Here is a 16,372-nt window from a genome sequence, read left to right on the forward strand (position 1 = left end):
CCGCTTCGATACCGACAGGATACCGACGTTATGACCGACGACCTGACAGACAACTACGCCCGGGCCTATGGCGGCTCCGCAGGCTTCGGCGCGCGCCCCGCGCTGGTGCTGGTCGACTTCGCCCAGGGCTACTTCGACCCCGACTGCCCGCTCTATGGGGGCGAGGGGTGCCGCACCGCCCTCGCCTCCGCGCTGCGCATCCGCGCCGCCGCCCACGCCGCGCGCCTTCCGGTGATCCTGACCGAGGTCAGCTATCCCGACGACACGGGTCTGACAGGCGGGCGTTTCTGGCAAAAAGCCAAGCCTTTATCGGCCTTTATCAAGGGCCGCAGCACCGCCGCCTTTGCCGACGGGCTGGTGCCCCAAGACAACGAAGTCATCGTGACCAAGCATTATCCGTCGGCCTTTTTCGGCACGTCCCTTGCCCCGATGCTGACCGCCATGGGTATCGACAACGTGATCCTGGCGGGTCTGACCACCTCGGGTTGCATCCGCGCCAGCTGCGTCGACGCGATGAGCCATGGGTTCATCACAACGGTGGTTTCAGATGCCTGCGGCGACCGTCACCCTGGCCCACACGATGCTAACCTGTTCGATATGAACGCAAAATATGCCGATGTGGTCTCCGAGGAAACCATCCTCGCCCATATCGCCTCGCTCCGCTCCGGCGGCAATTGACCCCAAGGAAAGGCCAGGACATGGCACTGCAAGAAAACGGCGCGCTGCACGCGCCAAAAACCATCGCCGTCCTCGGCGGTGCCGGTGGCATCGGCCGCACCCTGGTCGCCAGCCTTCAGAACCTTGGCCACACGGTCACTGTCCTGGACCTTCCGACCTCTCTGAAAGCGCATAAAATCAACGGGATAGAGATCGACGCCGCGGATGAAGCAGGCGTCGCCCGGGCGATGGACGACCTCTCCGTGCGCCATGCAGACGGCCTTGATGGCTTCGTGAATCTTGCGGGCTGGAACTCGGTCATCCAGCCGCTGAGCGAGACCCCGGCGTCCTATTTCGACGATGTCGTGCAGGGCAACCTGCGCTCCACCTTCCTCGCAACCAAGGCCGTGGCACCCCTGCTGCGTGACGGCGGCGCGATTGTGCTGTGTTCTTCGGGGCTTGGCAGCTTCATTCGGCCCGGGTTCGGGCCCTACGCGGCCTCCAAGGCCGGGGTCATCGCGCTGACCAAGACCTTCGCCCTCGAACTTGCGCCACGTCTGCGGGTCAATGCCGTCGGCCCTGCCGTCGTCGACACCGCCTTTCTGCGCGGCGGAACGGGGCGTTCGGACGAAAGCAGCGAAAACGTGTTGGATATCGAACGTCACAAGGCGATGACGCCACTGGAGCGCGTCGCGCAGCCCGAAGATGTCGCTGGCCCGATCCGCTTTTTGCTGGGACCGGATTCCAGCTTCATGACAGGTCAGGTACTGTGGGTGAACGGCGGCGCCTACATGCCCTGACACGGCGGCACAGTGCCTGCCGACTGACCTGACCTTGACGCGAGTTTCCGTGACTATTCAAACAGATATGACGTCGAACACCTTCCGCGACCCCGGTTTCCGCCGCGCCACGGCACGGCGGATCTCGGTCTGGTTGGCGCTTGCGGTGTTGTCTGCGGCGCTGGCCTGGGCGCTGGAACTTGTTCACCTGCCGGCGGCCTTGTTGCTGGGGCCGATGATCGCCGCCATCGTGATGGCCGCCACCGGTGCGACCGGCGGCTCGGGGCCGTTTCACGTCATGGCCATCCCGCGCCCCCTGTTCGGCATTGCCCAGTCCGCCATCGGCGTCATGATCGCCACCACGATCCCGCCCGAGACCCTGCGCGATATCCAGCAGAACTGGCAGGTGTTCCTGTTCGGTGTCGTCTCGGTCATCATCGTCTCGACAACGCTGGGATACCTGCTGGCGATACGCCAGGTGCTGCCGGGGGCCACGGCGATCTGGGGATCGACCCCCGGCGCGGCCCAGGCGATGGTCTTTCTGGCCGAGGCGCATGGATCCGATATGCGGCTTGTCGCCGTCATGCAGTATCTTCGGGTTGGCCTGGTCGCCGCAGGTGCGTCACTTGTCGCCCGTTTCTGGGTTGGCGCGCCAGAGGTCGCCCCGGCGGCGATCGTCTGGTTTCCGCCGCTCGAAACCGGCGTTCTGCATACCATGGGCCTCATGCTTCTGGGGGTCGGCGTGACCCGCGTCCTGCGCATTCCGGCGGGGGAATTCCTGGTGCCGCTGCTGGTCGGCGCCGCGGCACAGGGGCTGGGCCTGGTTCATCCTGCCGTGCCCCCTTGGCTGCTGGTGATCGCCTTTGCCCTTTGCGGCTGGATGATCGGCCTGCGGTTTACCCGCGAAATCCTCGTGCACGCATGGAAAGCGCTGCCCAGGCTGGTCATGTCGATCATCGTGCTGATGACGCTTTGCGGGGCGCTGGCCGCCCTCTTGTCGTGGTGGCTGGGCATCGACCCGCTGACGGCCTATCTGGCGACCAGTCCCGGCGGCGCGGATTCCGTCGCGGTCATCGCTGCCTCCAGCAATGTCGACATGGCATTCGTGATGTCGATGCAGACCTTGCGGTTCATCCTGGTGCTGATCTCGGGGCCTATCGTCTCTCGCTGGTTTGCCAGACGCCTCGCGGCACGCAACGCCAACCCAGCCTGAAACCGATTTGGTGGGCGATGCGCCCCCCCTGCTGCACAATCCGCTGCGTCAACGGCACCCGGCCCCTAGGGTCGGCACGATTTTGCCCCTTGCCCGAGGCCGGTGACGCCCCTAAGACGGGGACGCTTCGGTCCGGCGGAAATCTGTCCGGATAATAGGGAACGTGGTGCGGGTTTCGGCCCAATTCCATGACTGCCCCCGCAACTGTAAGCGGTGAGCGAAGCCGGAACATGTCACTGTCGCGTTTCGCGATGGGAAGACCCGGCCCAGCATCGACCCGCAAGTCAGGAGACCTGCCGAAGCCGATCACCCAGTTGCCGTGCGGGGCGCGCGCGCGACGGCGGACTGTCCGCAGAGGTGGCATTTGCAACCGTCTGAGGCAGGGATACCCCCTCCAACGACCAGATCGAACATGCCGGACAACCGGCAGACATAGGAGACGGGTCATGAATACCCCCCGCCTTGCGGTACTGCGCGCCGCCACAGCCATGACGACACTTGCCCTGACGGGTGCCGTGTCACAGACCGCCATTGCACAGGATGCAATCGATCTGGACGCGATCACCGTCACCGCCAACAGGGGCGAAACGACCGAACGCAGCCGCACGGGGTCGTCCGTCGACGTGGTAACCGAAGAAGACCTGAAATCGAGCGGGACGACACGCCTGGCCGACTATCTGATCAGCCTTCCCGGTATCAGCCTCAGCGGGAACGGCGGCATCGGCGCGTCGACCAACCTGCGGATCAGGGGCGCCGACGGGCGGTACATTGGCGTTTATATTGACGGCATCGACGTGAATGACCCGGCCTCGACGCAGGTCTCGTTCGACTTTGGCTCGCTCACCACCCAAGGGATCAGCCGCATCGAGATCCTGAAAGGCGCGCAGTCTGCTCTCTACGGGTCCGAAGCGATTGCCGGCGTGATCAACATCACCACCAACCAGGCGACAGAACCCGGCCTGAGCCAAAGCATCGCAACGGAATACGGCAGCTACAACACCACCAAGCTGGCCTATAACCTCAGCTATCTGGGTGCGCGCGGCAGTTTCGCGACGACGCTGTCGCATATCCGCACCGACGGCTTCTCGACCGCCGACGAGAACGATGGCAACACCGAAGCGGATGGGCACGAAGCGACCCGGCTGAGCTTTTCCGGCGACTACCAGCTGACCGACACCGTGACAGTCGGGGGCGCCGCCTTCTGGGCAACGTCGGAGTCAGAGTATGACGAATATTCCGGAGGGCCCGTCGATGGCCTGACACACGACGAAACGTCGGAAAAGGATCAGCTGGGCCTGCGCGCCTTTGCCCGGGTCGATGCTGGCGCGGTGCAGCACGAATTTTCGGCGCAATATTATCAGAATGACCGGCTTTCCTCGGGCACCAACAGCTATGGTGCCTTTGCATATCCCTATTTCGGGCAACGCTGGAGCCTTGGCTATCACGGCCAGACCGAGCTGTCGGTCGCGACCCTGACCTTCGGCGCGGACGCCACCCGCGAATCCTACAAGAACGACGGCGATTCCGGGGCCAATGACATGCTGGGCCTCTGGGCGCAGGCAGACTGGCATCTGGCCGACGAATGGGAGCTGGTGACGGTCCTGCGCCACGACGACCATTCCACGTTCGGCGGTACGACGACGGGGCGGGTTTCGCTGGCCTGGCTGCCGGACCCGGATCTGACCCTGCGGGCCGCCGTCGGCACCGGCTTTCGCGCCCCCTCGCCATACGAACTCTACGCCAGCTACTATGGCAATCCCGACCTGCAACCTGAAACGTCGACCAGTTACGAACTGGGGATCGAGAAACGCTTGGGCGCGGGCAGTTTCAATGCCACCCTGTTCCGTACCGAGATCACGGACCTGATCGGCTATGATCGCGCCACATATGCCTATACCCAAACCGAAGGAACCAGCTGGATGCAGGGACTGGAACTGTCGGCCAAGTCGCAGCTGAGCGATCGCATCGCGGTTTCGGCGGCCTATACCTGGACGGACAGCCGCGATGCCAAGACGGGTGATCGGCTGGCGCGGGTTCCCCTGCACGACATCGCGCTCCGCCTGAATGCGGACCTGACGCCCGAGATCAGCGGCGCGCTGTCGGTGCGCCACGTTGCGGGGCTGAACGACAGCACGGGATCCCTGCCAGATTACACCACGGCGGATGTCTCGGTGCGCTACGCCATATCGGATGAGAGCGACGTCTACCTCAGGATCGAAAACCTGCTTGATGAACAATACCAGACGGCGCGCGGATATGGCACGTCGGACCGAGCGGTGTATTTCGGACTGCGGAGCAGTTTCTGATGCTGCGGCGCGCGCTGTGCCTCCTGTTGGCGTTCGCGGCTCCGGCTGCGGCCCAGCAGGCACCTGCGCGCGTCGTCTCGATGAACTTGTGCACCGATCAGATGGCCATGTTGCTGGCCGCACCGGGACAGTTGATATCGGTGTCGTCGCTGGCGCGTGACAGACAAAGCTCGGCCATGGCAGACGAGGCCATGCGCTATCCTGTCAATCACGGGCTGGCGGAAGAAATCTGGCTGCTCAAGCCCGACCTGGTGATTGCCGGAACCTTTACCGCCCGCGCCTCTGTCGAGATGCTCAAACGGCTTGGCGTGCCCGTGCTCACCGTGCCTCCGGCATACGGGCTGGCCGATATCGCGGAGCGTCTGCGCCTGGTTGGGGATGCTATCGGGCAGCGCGACACCACGGATGCAGTGATCACGGACTTTAAAACGCGGCTTGCTGCGCTGCGCGCCAGGACGGGACGTCGCCCCTCGGCGGCACTGTATTATGCGAATGGCTATACCACTGGCAATCAGACACTGGCGGGGGAAATCCTGCTGACAGCCGGGTTTGCCAATATCGCAGGTGACGGCGGCGGTGGTCGCATGTCGCTAGAGGCTCTGGCGATGGCCAGCCCCGAAGCGCTGATCACGGGACAGCCCTATCCGGGCGCGTCCCGATCCGAAGAGATCCTGGATCACCCGGTGGTGCGCCGGATCCGGGCCGCGCGGGCGTCGCGATCAGTCACCGACAGCGATTGGCTCTGCGGAACGCCCTATGTATTGCGCGCGATCAGCGACCTTTCCGCCTTGCGTCAGGAAATCGAATGACTCGTCCCATTTTCCTCCTCCTGATGCTGGTCGCGCTGCTGGCCATCGGATCCCTTTCGATCGGGCCCGCCAATCTGCCCTTTGCCGATGGCCTGCGGGCCCTTGTCGCGGGCGGCGATGGCCCGCTGGTGCTGGTAATGCGGGAAATCCGGCTGCCCAGAATGGTACTGGCGGTGATGATCGGCGGCACCCTGGGCCTGGCTGGGGCCGCGATGCAGGGATACCTGCGCAACCCGCTGGCCGAACCGGGCCTGTTGGGCGTTTCGGGGTGCGCCGCGCTTGGTGCCGTTCTGGCAATTCAAACCGGAATGTCGGCTGCCTTTGCGCTGGCGCTGCCGCTGAGCGCCCTCGCCGGGGCGGTCCTTGCCGTCGTGATCCTGGTCGTGCTGACCGGACCAAGGGGCGAAACGCTGACCCTGATTTTGGGGGGAATTGCCATTTCTGCCATCGCCGGCGCGCTGACCTCTCTGGTTCTGAACCTGTCGCCCAATCCGTTCGCCGCGAACGAGATCATTTTCTGGATGATGGGATCACTGGCGGATCGTTCGATGTTGCACGTCTGGCTTGCCCTGCCGTTCATGATCGTCGGACTGGCGCTGCTGGCAGGTGTGGGGCGCGGGCTGGATGCATTGACACTTGGCGAGGATGCCGCCGCCGCCATGGGGTTCGACCTGGGAATGCTGCGGCTGCGTATCGTGCTTGGCACGGCCTGCGTCGTAGGGGCAGGAACCGCCGTCGCAGGGTCCATAGGCTTTGTCGGGCTGGTGGTGCCGCACCTGCTGCGGGGAACCGTCGGCGGACGTCCCGGCCCGCTTTTGTGGGTGTCGGCCCTGGGCGGGGCCGCCATGCTGCTCGGCGCCGATATAGCCGTGCGGCTGATCGCCCCGGACCGAGATCTGAAACTTGGCGTCCTGACGGCGCTGGTCGGCGCGCCGTTCTTCCTGCACCTCGTCTGGCGCAGCCGGAGGCAACGGGCATGACCCTGCTCACCCTGACACAGATGTCCGTCAACCTGCGCGGCCGGTCCGTGTTGACCGATGTCAATCTGACTGTCAGCGCCGGCGAGGTCGTTGGCCTGATCGGCCGCAATGGCGTGGGCAAGACGACCCTGATGCGCGCAGCCCTTGGCCTGATCCCGGCGTCAGGGCACAGCTCGCTGGCAGATATGTCTGCCAACGCGCGCGCAAGGGCCGCCGCATGGATGCCGCAAACCCGTGAAATCGCCTGGCCCGTGTCCGTCGCGGACCTCGTGGCCCTTGGGCGCCTGCCGCACGACGACAATGCCCAGGCGCCGGTGGAAGCGGCTCTGGCCCACATGGCCCTAGGCCCCTTGCGCAATCGCCGTGCCACGAACCTGTCCGGCGGCGAACAGGCCCGTGCCCTGATTGCCCGCGCGCTGGCGCAGGAAACGCCGCTGTTGATGGCGGACGAACCGATCTCCGGGTTGGACCCGGCGCACCAGATCGCCACGATGGAAGTTTTTGCCGGTATTGCCGCAGCGGGCCGGGGCGTGATGCTGACGCTGCACGACATTGGCCTTGCAGCGCGCCACTGCACGCGCCTGGTGATCCTGTCCGATGGCGGGGTATTGGCAGATGGCCCCCCCGGCGAGGTACTGACCCCCGCCAATCTTGCGCAGGCATTCGGTATCAGCGCCTTTCACGCCGACAGCCCGGATGGCCCGGTTTTTCAGCCCCTGCGCCGCGTGACATGACGGTTCACCTGTCGCGTCCCTGGCTGGATTTTGACCTGGGCGAAGAGATGACCGTTTTGCCCTGGGCCCCGCACAGGCCCGGGTTTGTCACCGCCAGCCGCATCCTCTGGCGCGAGGTGCGCAATGCCGATCTGCCACCCGATCTTGACGCGACTGCCTGGCTGGCCGCCATGCTGCGAGAGCGTCAGGCGACGGATGCGGTGTGCTTTCTGACCTCACGCGACCTGGGGCCGTTCGTGCACAGATGCGCCACGGTCGAAGATGTGCAGGTCGAGGTCGTGGCAACCGTCGGGTTGAGCAATGCCGAGAGGATCGGCGCCCGGGTTGACCGCACCGGGCAGACCTGGGGCACCATCAATATTGCCGTGCGGGTCTTGCCCGGACTGACCCGGCCTGCGCTGATCGAGGCGATGACGATTGCCGCACAGGCCCGCACGGCAGCGGTGATCGACACAGGCCCGATCCTTGCAACCGGGCAATCCACCGGTACCGGCACGGATTGCATCGCCGTCGCCAGCCCCGAGGGATATACCCACTACGCCGGTCTGCACACCGCGACCGGAGAGGCAATCGGGCGCGCGGTTTACGAGGCCGTCACCGCAGGGGCACGCGCCGCAACGGCCACGCGCCCCTGACGCCGGCCCAGACGCCGGCCATGGCGCCCCTTGCGCCCACATCCGGCTCGTGCGCAAGTCACGTCAGAGCAAGTAAACACTTGCAAGCCTTCCTCAGCAGCGCCATTCAGGTCGTCGTGAAAAAGTCATCAGATCAGGCACCCATGTCGTTGGCCACACTCGGCTGGTCGGCGTTTTTCGACGCACAGCTCGCCCCGCAAGAGGCCGGGCTGGTCGCCATGCGCATTGCCACGGTGCATCGCAGCCGATTGACGGCGGAGTCGATTGACGGGCCTCAGCGCCTGACGCTGGCGCCCAACATCAACACCACCGATTTTGCCGTCGGTGACTGGGTTCTGGTCGAGCCCGAAACGCATCTGCTGCACCGCCGCCTCGAACGGCTGGCGCTGTTGCAGCGCCATACCGAAGGCGGCAGATCACCCCAGCTGATCGCCGCGAACATAGATACTTTGTTCATCGTCACCTCGTGCAACGAAGATTTCAATCCAGCCCGCCTGGAACGCTACCTGGCCCTCGCCAACGAGGCAGGCACGAACCCCGTGATCGTTCTGACCAAGGCAGACAAGATCACCGATACCTCGGGCTATGTCGAACAGGCAGCCGCCCTGCAATCGGGTCTGACTGTCGTGACGTTGAACGCCAAAGCGGCCGACGCGATCGACACCCTTGCCCCCTGGTGCGGGCCGGGACAGACCGTTGCGCTGGTCGGATCATCGGGGGTTGGCAAGTCGACGTTGCTGAATACCCTGTCAGGCAAAACCGACGAAGATGCACAGGCGACAGGCAGCATCCGCGAAGGCGATGCCAAGGGTCGCCACACCACCACGTCCAGGTCGCTTCACGCCATCGCTGGCGGAGGCTGGGTGATCGACACACCGGGAATGCGCACCCTGCACGTCAGTGACGTCTCTGCCGGTCTCGACATGTTGTTTGCCGAAATCGTCGCGCTGGCCCCCGACTGTCGGTTCCGCGATTGCACCCACGCGCATGAACCCGGATGCGCGGTTCAGGCCGCGATATCAGCCGGCACGCTGGATGCCGCCCGGCTGGAACGCTGGCGCAAGCTTCAGGACGAAAACCGCGCCAATACGCCTGTACAGACCGGTCCACGGGGCAACAAGGTTCAGAAACCGCGCGGCTGGCGCCGCTAGGCAAAACGCGGTGCGGCGGCAGCCCCCTGCACGCCTTGCCAAACCTTGGCCTTACTCTTCGCAATAGGTCCGCGGCGTACCGTCGTCGCGCGTGAACATCACGCAGGGCCCGGACGAGTTGCGGGGATCATAGGAAAATCCGTGCCCGTTCATCGACGCAAAGATATCCCGCACCCCCGCCAGGCCATACAGGTGATCATGCAGTTCCATGAACACCCGGTCGATGCCATCCAGATCAGCCGCCGCAAGCAGATCCCGTTCGGCCCCCTCGATATCCATCACCAGAACATTCACCTCATGCTCGGCAATGAAGGCCTCCAGGTTCTGTGACCCGATATCGATCACGTCCTCGTAGGGGCCCTGACTTTCGATCATCGACGACATCCAGAAATCCCGGCGCACATAGAACGAATGCGTTTCCGGCGCGCCGGACATCAGCAGCCCTTGGCGAAAGGTAACGTTGTCGATCTCGTTCGCCGCCGCGACACGCTCTGCCAGCTCGATGGTGTGCGGATTGGCATCGAAAGACCAGATCGTGACACCCGGCGTCTGGGCCATGACAGCGGTGATCACACCGATACCGGCCCCAAGTTCCAGCACGCGATCACCGGTATGCAACAGCTTGCGCACCTGCCGGGCCTCTTTCGCCTCGTACTTTCCGCTCTCCAGAGCTTGCCAGATGATCGGTGACACATCCTCCGAGGTAATAGGAAGGCGAATGCCATGGATGATCATGCCAATGTCTGTTGCGGTGTTCATGAAGACCTCAAATCAGGTGAGAATATAACTGCCCCAACAGGCAAAATGTCTTGAGCAGTAAGGGCATTAGCGACGGGCGACGCAGCCGCGCCAATGGTTATTGAGCCGGCGCAAGCGGGTCAACCCACTAGCCCCCACTTGTCACGGTGTCGCCCTGTCTGCGGTTTCACGGGCGCAATCGGCCGTTGGAAAGCGCGGATGCTGCCCCTCATGCCACATGCAGAAAGTCGAGCATGGACGCCTTGACAGGACGCGCGAAATAAAACCCCTGGCTGACCTGGCACCCCATGCGCCGGATGCACTGATGTTGTGCTTCCGTCTCGATACCTTCGATGATCACGGTGCGGCCAAGGTGATTGCCCACGTCTATCACCAACTTGACCAGCGCCTCGGCTTCCGGGCTGACGGCGATATCGCGTACGAATGCCTTGTCGAGCTTGATGGTATCGAACGGAATGTCGCGCAACACGGCCAAGGAAGAATACCCGGTTCCGAAATCGTCGATCGCGATGGTCACACCAAGCGCGCGCAGATCGTTCAGGATATCGACAACGCCGTTGCGATCATTCAGCACAACCGTCTCGGTGATCTCAAGTTCAAGGCGCGCCGGGTCCAGCCCGGTTTCGTTCAGGATTTCCAAGACGGTGCCAACGATACCGGGGGCCTGCAACTGGATAGGGGACAGGTTGACCGCAATCTTGATCGGCTTTGTCCATTTCGTCGCCTCGATACACGCCCGGCGCAAGATCACCTCGCCCAGCTCGACGATGATCCCCAGTTCCTCGGCAATCGGGATGAAGGCCGCCGGTGAAATCTGGCCACGCGTCGGATGGTTCCAGCGCACCAGCGCTTCCACACCATGCACGTTCAGCGACATCACCTCGACCTGCTTCTGATAGACCAGTTCGAATTCATCGCGCTCAACGGCCAGCCGCAGGTCATGCTCCAGCTCTTGCCGGTCATCGAACTCCGCCTGCATGTAGTCCTCGAACAGGCAGATACGTTCCTGCATCGACGCCTTCGCGCGGTACAGGCCGATATCGGCGCGTTTGAACAGCATCTGGGCGTCGTCGCATCGCGGCTGATCTGCGTTGGCCAGGCCGACGGAACACCCGATACGGATCTCGCGATTGAATATCTTGTAAGGCAGCGCGATCCACCCTGCCAGGCCACGCGCAAACGCCAGGCTCTCGTCCAGCGTCTTGCCCACCAGCAGGCAGGCGAATTCATCGCCGCCGAGACGACAGAACATCTGCGCATCGGTCCCGAACTTCAGCATGCGCGCGCTGACCTGATCCAGCAGCATGTCCCCCAGGTCATGCCCCATGGTGTCATTGATGCTCTTGAAATCATCGAGATCGAGCAGCAGCAGGGTAACACTGGACGCACCTGGCTCCGACGCCTTCAGTGCCTTTTCCAACTCTTCCCAGAACAAGACGCGATTGGGCAGCTTGGTCAGTGAATCGTAATGGGCCAGATATTCGAGACGACGGTTCTTTTCCCGCAACTCCTGGCCCGCCGCACTCAGACTGTTGTTGAGGCCTTCGGCTTCTTTCTGGGCCTGTTTCAGCAGACGGTTGTGGCGGAACACCAAAATGACCAGCACACCCCAGCACAGGATCAGGAACGCCACCACCAGGCTGTAAATCAGGTGCAGGTTCTCGAGCGCTTCCAGGTTGCCCTCGATATCCTCCCAGCTTTTCTGCACGCTTTGCGCGGACAAATGCGTCAGCGGGCCATTCAGGGCGCTCATCCTGACGAGGATATCCTCGATCTGAGCGACGTCCATCGTGTCCAGATTCTTGTCGAGCTCGTCAATCAGGCTGACAAGCTCGGTGATCGTGTCCTTGCGAAACGGTTTGGATTCCAGGAAATCCTTCAGCGTGCCTTCCTTGAACGAAATCGTGCGGCTGATGATGATGTCCAGTCGCAGCCGCACATCGTCGATCGAGGTTTCTTCCAGCGACAGAGAATAGAACGCCAGTTGCGCCTCCAGGCGCATGAATTCCGAAACGGTCTGGCTGATTGCCCATGTGTCATTGTGATGCGCGACCTCGCGCAGCACCGACTGCCTCTGCGCAACCGTACTGGACATGTACACCGTTGCCCCGATGAACATGCAGATCAGAATACCCAGAAGACGGGTCACCGGGACACCTATCTGACGATCAGTCGCGTCACCTGCCAGGCCGAGCGCGCGTAGTAGGCCTGATTTTGAAAGGTGGGATTACTGTCATATGGATAGATCAGAAAGATGGGTCCCTTGTCGCGAACCTCCATATCCTGACCGTCCAGCTTCATGGCAAGTATCATGCCGGTTTCCTGTGCATCCGACATCGGAACTTCGGTTTCATAGTCGTTCAGGGCGACGGCATTGATCGTCGTGCCTTTTGCCCCGACCAACTCCATCAGATCCTTCATTGGCACGCCCGAAAAGGTCTTTACCTCGTCGTACCAGGGCGAATTCGTCGAGATGTCGACCATGCCGATCTCTTCGAGCATGGCGCGATCAAACTTCGCCGCCTCTCCGTCATTCGTGTTGGAAATGTTGCCTGAAACGGTCAGGACCACGTCGCCAACGGGTTTGGCGAGCGGCTCGGCCAGGCTCATGTTTGCAAACATCAGGCCTGTAAGCAAGGCCGCGAGGGACGGGAGTAACTTCATGGCAGCCTTCTGAATTTTGAGTTTGTCACCGAAGATCACTATACAGACAAGGCAATATATACGGCGCTCACATGCCTTAAGTCCATTAACAAATATGCTGAACAATATTGCACGATATGTCCAGACCGCTCGAATGCACAGCCCAACGGCCATTCCCCCGTCGCTATTTCACGCCATTACGGTGTCAAATCCGGACGCCGTTCAGCCCAGGCACACGTCTGCGGCAGCGCAGAAATGCAGGAATGTACCGCACGCGGACAAGACCGCAGACACAGCCACCGAAGTGCGTGAGCATCTCTTGCGCACGCATTCCGGCACCGCTTTGCGATGAAACAGGAATTTCATATATGTCGGCGGGTTACAAACATGTCGGCACACAGACGTAACGGAAAGCGACGCGCCTGTGCGTGCCAGCGTGCGTGCCAGCGTCAGTGAGAGACGTGAACCAGATCGGCCATCTTGACGTCACGGTCGCTCAGCGCGCGCACGATCTGCGCCATGGTATGCGGGCAGCAAGCCAGAAGTTGTTGAAAAAATGAGCGTTGGATGCGCAGCGTCTCGAGCGGTGTTTTCGCGCGGACGGAATATTGCCGCGGACGTTCGGACAGGATCGCTCCTTCGCCCACCACATCCTGCGTGCTTTTTTCTTCGAAAGTTTTCGGGCCGTCTTCGGTATCTGCCATCATTTCGGCAACGCCCGACAAGATGACATAGGCGCAATCTGACGTATCGCCCTGACGGTACATGAACTGTCCGGGCGCAAAGCTGACGCGGTCCGACGCGAAAGCCAAGAGTTTCAACTTGGAGCCTTTGATGCCAGAAAAAAGTTGCACGCGGCTCAGTAGATTCACTTCGTCAGTCAAGAGCATTGCAGACTGTCGCTCCTACGAAACTTCATCTTCGACTGGCACGTCGTACGCGCCAATTGTGAAGAAACGCTAACAATATACCCTGATCAAGTCACGTTATTTTCGTCCGAGACAATTGCCCGCTCCTCAAACACGATTGTGCGCTGAAAATACTTGGTAAATGCCTGCGAGATAAGCACCCAGATGACACTGCGATCCTCGCCATGCTCCTGAAGAAAGGCCAGTGAGTCGCTGACGATCTGGTGTTGTTGCTGGGCATCCAGCGCCGACAGGGGCCGGTTGAAGACATAATAATCGGACTGCCGGATCAAGGCCCGGGCAAAGTTCAGCTTCTGCCGCTGAACCACCGACAGCCGACGCCCCGCCGCGCCCAGGTTGTAATCCAGCCCGACACTGAACACCCGATTGTACAGATCCGGCTGTTCCAGCATCATTTCCTTGATGACTTCTCGGACCTGGCGCTCCGCGTCATTGACCCGGCTGTTGATCTTGCCCAGCACAATATTGTCGATCATGTTGCCGGAGACCAGGTAGCTGTCCTGATCATACCGTTCAAAGTAAGGCCGCAGGCGCCGCGGGATACCCTTCTGGAACAGCTCCCGCACCTCGATGATGCGGCGCATCAGGGGCTCCTGCAATACGCCGAAACGGTGGTGCGGCTCAACGTAGAGAAAGCTCAGCCGGATGATCGCGATACGGTCCGCAATGGCCACGCTTTCATACGCCTGCCCCCGCAAGCGCGACACGAGCGTCTTGAACTTGGGGATCTCGCTTGCATCCATAAAGCTAAGGCGTTCGAAGAACGGGTGATCCGGCGGCAGATCCTCGAACAGGTCCAGCGTCGTCTCGGCAATCTGAAAGCCCATGTCGAAAAGCTGTCTGCCCAGACCGGTTTCGCGGATCGTGTTGTAAAGATAGGCCCGGCCCTCTTCCGCCTTCGCCTGGTCTTTCACTTCCAGCAGAACCCCGAAAAGAAGGTTGTCGACCACACTCGCTTCGAGGTTATAGCTTCCCGCTTCGAATGGCATGATCAGATGGCTCAGACCGCGCTGCTCCAGCTCGCTTCCCAGGGCGCCGCGCAGCGACATCAGCTGATCCGCCAGATCAGGCTCTGCCGCAACGTCGAAGGTCGAATTCAGGGCGAATTCGAACACCTGATCAGACAGGCGAACGACATCCAGCACCTTCATCATCGCGCCCTGCAGCCCCCCTTCGGCTGTCGCACCGTTCGTCAGCGAAAGGTCGATCCAGTTATCGTGGACGTTCAGGGCGCTGTTACCGGACTTTTCTGCTTCTGCCAGCCAGCGGTTCTGGCTGTTTGTCAGCTCTCCCCCGCCGTCTGCGCCGTCGATCGGGCGATGCTTCAGTCCATACAGCAGGTTTTCCCGCAGGCTGCCGAAAAAGAAGAAGGTGTCGGCCGCAGCATAGGAAATGCGACGCCCGGTGACCGATTCCGGCAGGGCCAGAAAATCATGGTCTCCGACCGTGACCTTGCCACTGACCGGACGCACGATACCACCCAGCACTTCGGCCACGCTTTCCGCGCCGCTGGTTGCGTTACCGATGATCGCCACGGTTTCGCCAGGCACGAAGCGCAGGGATACATGGTCCAACGCCTTGCCACCGGCATCATCCTCCACAACCAGGTTCTGGATCTTCAGCGGCTGGTTGATGCGATCAATGCCCGACACATCCGAATACTGAAGTTGCGGGTCCATCAGGTCGCCCTTGTCGAACTGATCGACCACCTGCTCGTATTTCACCTGCACGTCCTGGCGGCTCAGATCCCAGTCGATCAACTCCTTCAACGGACCGGGCAGTTCCTTGTAGGCGTTGATCACCGCGATCAGCTGCCCCACGTCAAGCCGCCCCACGATCGTCAGATAGCCCCCGATCATGTAGAATAGAAACGGCGTCAACTGAGCCAGAAAGTTGTTCAGAAACTTGACGATAAACTTGCGCTGATAGATCCTGTAGCGGATCGAGAAGATCGTCCCCAACCGGTTCGAGATATCTGCGCGTTCGAAGTTCGACGTATCGTTGGTGTGGATGGTGCTGATCCCATCCGCGATTTCGGCCACCCGCCCCGACAATTCGCGCGCCGTCAGCTGCCGCTCTCGGCCCAGCACGATCAGCTGACGCCGAAGCCTCGGGATGATCGCCAGCTGGATCGCCGCCATGAACAGGGCAATCACGCCCAGCCAGAAATGCTGCACGAAGATGAAGATCATCGCGGTCAGCGCCTGCCCCCCCAGCATCGCCGGTTGCACGAAGGCGTCGCCGGTGAATCCGCCAAGCGGTTCGACCTCGTCCTTGACCATGCTCGATATTTCGCCGGCCTTGATGTGCTTGAAATGCTGTGGCTGGAACCGCAGGATCCTGTCGACCAGCTCATACCGGATGCGGCGCAACAGGCGTTCGCCCAGCAAACCCTTGTAGGTATTGATATAAAACTTGAACAGGCCATTGATGACCACCAGGCACAGAAAGGTCAGGCTCAACCCGATCAGGGTCGAAATCCGGTCCAATTCCATTCCCCCGACCAGGTCGATCTGGCCGATAAACGGCAAACTGAAACTGGCGGGCAGAAATGGCTGGGTCGCACCGGGGGTTTCGAAACCAACGCCTTGAATGGGGCCGTTGACGATATTCTTCGGCAGATCCAGCGCCAGGTAATAGGGCAACATCGACAAGACGACGACGCAGACGATCCAGACCTGCTGCCGGCGCGTGTGAGTCCAGATATAGCGCGAAAAATTGGGTTCCATGGCACTCTGCTTTCCCAACCGGGCGACTCTGACGTTCTGCTGCGGGTC

Annotated in this window: 14 protein-coding genes and 1 riboswitch; of the genes, 9 read left to right on the forward strand and 5 right to left on the reverse strand. The window is 61.8% G+C overall.

Annotated elements, in window-relative coordinates; genetic code table 11:
- The first annotated feature begins 30 nt into the window (after positions 1-30).
- The 9 genes from DL237_RS14520 (at position 31) to rsgA (ending at position 9,264) form a co-directional block, all read left to right on the forward strand.
- Positions 31-678: an isochorismatase family protein gene (locus DL237_RS14520; RefSeq protein WP_119399811.1), complete on the forward strand. Its 648-nt coding sequence runs from the start codon at positions 31-33 to the stop codon at positions 676-678.
- 20 nt (positions 679-698) lie between these two features.
- Positions 699-1,457, forward strand: coding sequence for an SDR family NAD(P)-dependent oxidoreductase (locus DL237_RS14525; RefSeq protein ID WP_119399812.1), 759 nt, complete (start codon positions 699-701; stop codon positions 1,455-1,457).
- Between the two features lie 49 nt (positions 1,458-1,506).
- Positions 1,507-2,649, forward strand: a complete 1,143-nt coding sequence (locus tag DL237_RS14530) for an AbrB family transcriptional regulator (protein ID WP_233545013.1) — start codon at positions 1,507-1,509, stop codon at positions 2,647-2,649.
- 111 nt (positions 2,650-2,760) lie between these two features.
- Positions 2,761-2,964: riboswitch (cobalamin riboswitch) on the forward strand.
- A gap of 131 nt (positions 2,965-3,095) precedes the next feature.
- Entirely contained in the window at positions 3,096-4,955 is a 1,860-nt protein-coding gene (locus DL237_RS14535) for a TonB-dependent receptor plug domain-containing protein (protein WP_119399814.1), read from the forward strand.
- Positions 4,955-5,764 carry an ABC transporter substrate-binding protein gene (locus DL237_RS14540; RefSeq protein ID WP_119399815.1) on the forward strand — a complete coding sequence of 270 codons (810 nt, stop codon included), beginning with the start codon at positions 4,955-4,957 and terminating at the stop codon, positions 5,762-5,764. Before DL237_RS14535 ends, DL237_RS14540 begins: the two co-directional genes overlap by 1 nt.
- On the forward strand, positions 5,761-6,744 hold the full coding sequence (locus DL237_RS14545) for a FecCD family ABC transporter permease (protein ID WP_119399816.1): 984 nt from the start codon (positions 5,761-5,763) through the stop codon (positions 6,742-6,744). The genes DL237_RS14540 and DL237_RS14545 overlap by 4 nt, the downstream gene beginning before the upstream one ends.
- Positions 6,741-7,478 carry an ABC transporter ATP-binding protein gene (locus DL237_RS14550; protein WP_119399817.1) on the forward strand — a complete coding sequence of 246 codons (738 nt, stop codon included), beginning with the start codon at positions 6,741-6,743 and terminating at the stop codon, positions 7,476-7,478. Before DL237_RS14545 ends, DL237_RS14550 begins: the two co-directional genes overlap by 4 nt.
- A complete protein-coding gene (locus DL237_RS14555) occupies positions 7,475-8,113 on the forward strand; it encodes an adenosylcobinamide amidohydrolase (RefSeq protein WP_119399818.1) in 639 nt (212 codons plus the stop codon). The genes DL237_RS14550 and DL237_RS14555 overlap by 4 nt, the downstream gene beginning before the upstream one ends.
- A gap of 143 nt (positions 8,114-8,256) precedes the next feature.
- Positions 8,257-9,264 (forward strand): ribosome small subunit-dependent GTPase A, encoded by a 1,008-nt coding sequence (gene rsgA, locus DL237_RS14560; RefSeq protein ID WP_119399819.1) that lies wholly within the window; start codon positions 8,257-8,259, stop codon positions 9,262-9,264.
- A 51-nt stretch (positions 9,265-9,315) separates the two neighbouring features.
- Here the strand turns inward: rsgA and DL237_RS14565 are convergent, their stop codons facing one another.
- From DL237_RS14565 to DL237_RS14585, 5 genes are all read right to left on the reverse strand, one after another.
- Entirely contained in the window at positions 9,316-10,023 is a 708-nt protein-coding gene (locus DL237_RS14565; protein ID WP_119399820.1) for an FkbM family methyltransferase, read from the reverse strand.
- Between the two features lie 208 nt (positions 10,024-10,231).
- Entirely contained in the window at positions 10,232-12,172 is a 1,941-nt protein-coding gene (locus DL237_RS14570) for a putative bifunctional diguanylate cyclase/phosphodiesterase (protein WP_119399821.1), read from the reverse strand.
- 8 nt (positions 12,173-12,180) lie between these two features.
- Complete coding sequence (locus tag DL237_RS14575; RefSeq protein ID WP_119399916.1) at positions 12,181-12,687, reverse strand: molybdopterin-dependent oxidoreductase; 507 nt, start codon at positions 12,685-12,687, stop codon at positions 12,181-12,183.
- 428 nt (positions 12,688-13,115) lie between these two features.
- On the reverse strand, positions 13,116-13,556 hold the full coding sequence (locus DL237_RS14580; protein WP_119399822.1) for a cyclic nucleotide-binding domain-containing protein: 441 nt from the start codon (positions 13,554-13,556) through the stop codon (positions 13,116-13,118).
- Positions 13,557-13,642: 86 nt separating this feature from the next.
- Positions 13,643-16,324 carry an ABC transporter transmembrane domain-containing protein gene (locus tag DL237_RS14585; RefSeq protein WP_119399823.1) on the reverse strand — a complete coding sequence of 894 codons (2,682 nt, stop codon included), beginning with the start codon at positions 16,322-16,324 and terminating at the stop codon, positions 13,643-13,645.
- Between the last annotated feature and the right edge of the window lie 48 nt (positions 16,325-16,372).

This window comes from Pseudooceanicola sediminis, from assembly GCF_003575965.1.
Classification (GTDB): domain Bacteria; phylum Pseudomonadota; class Alphaproteobacteria; order Rhodobacterales; family Rhodobacteraceae; genus Pseudooceanicola; species Pseudooceanicola sediminis.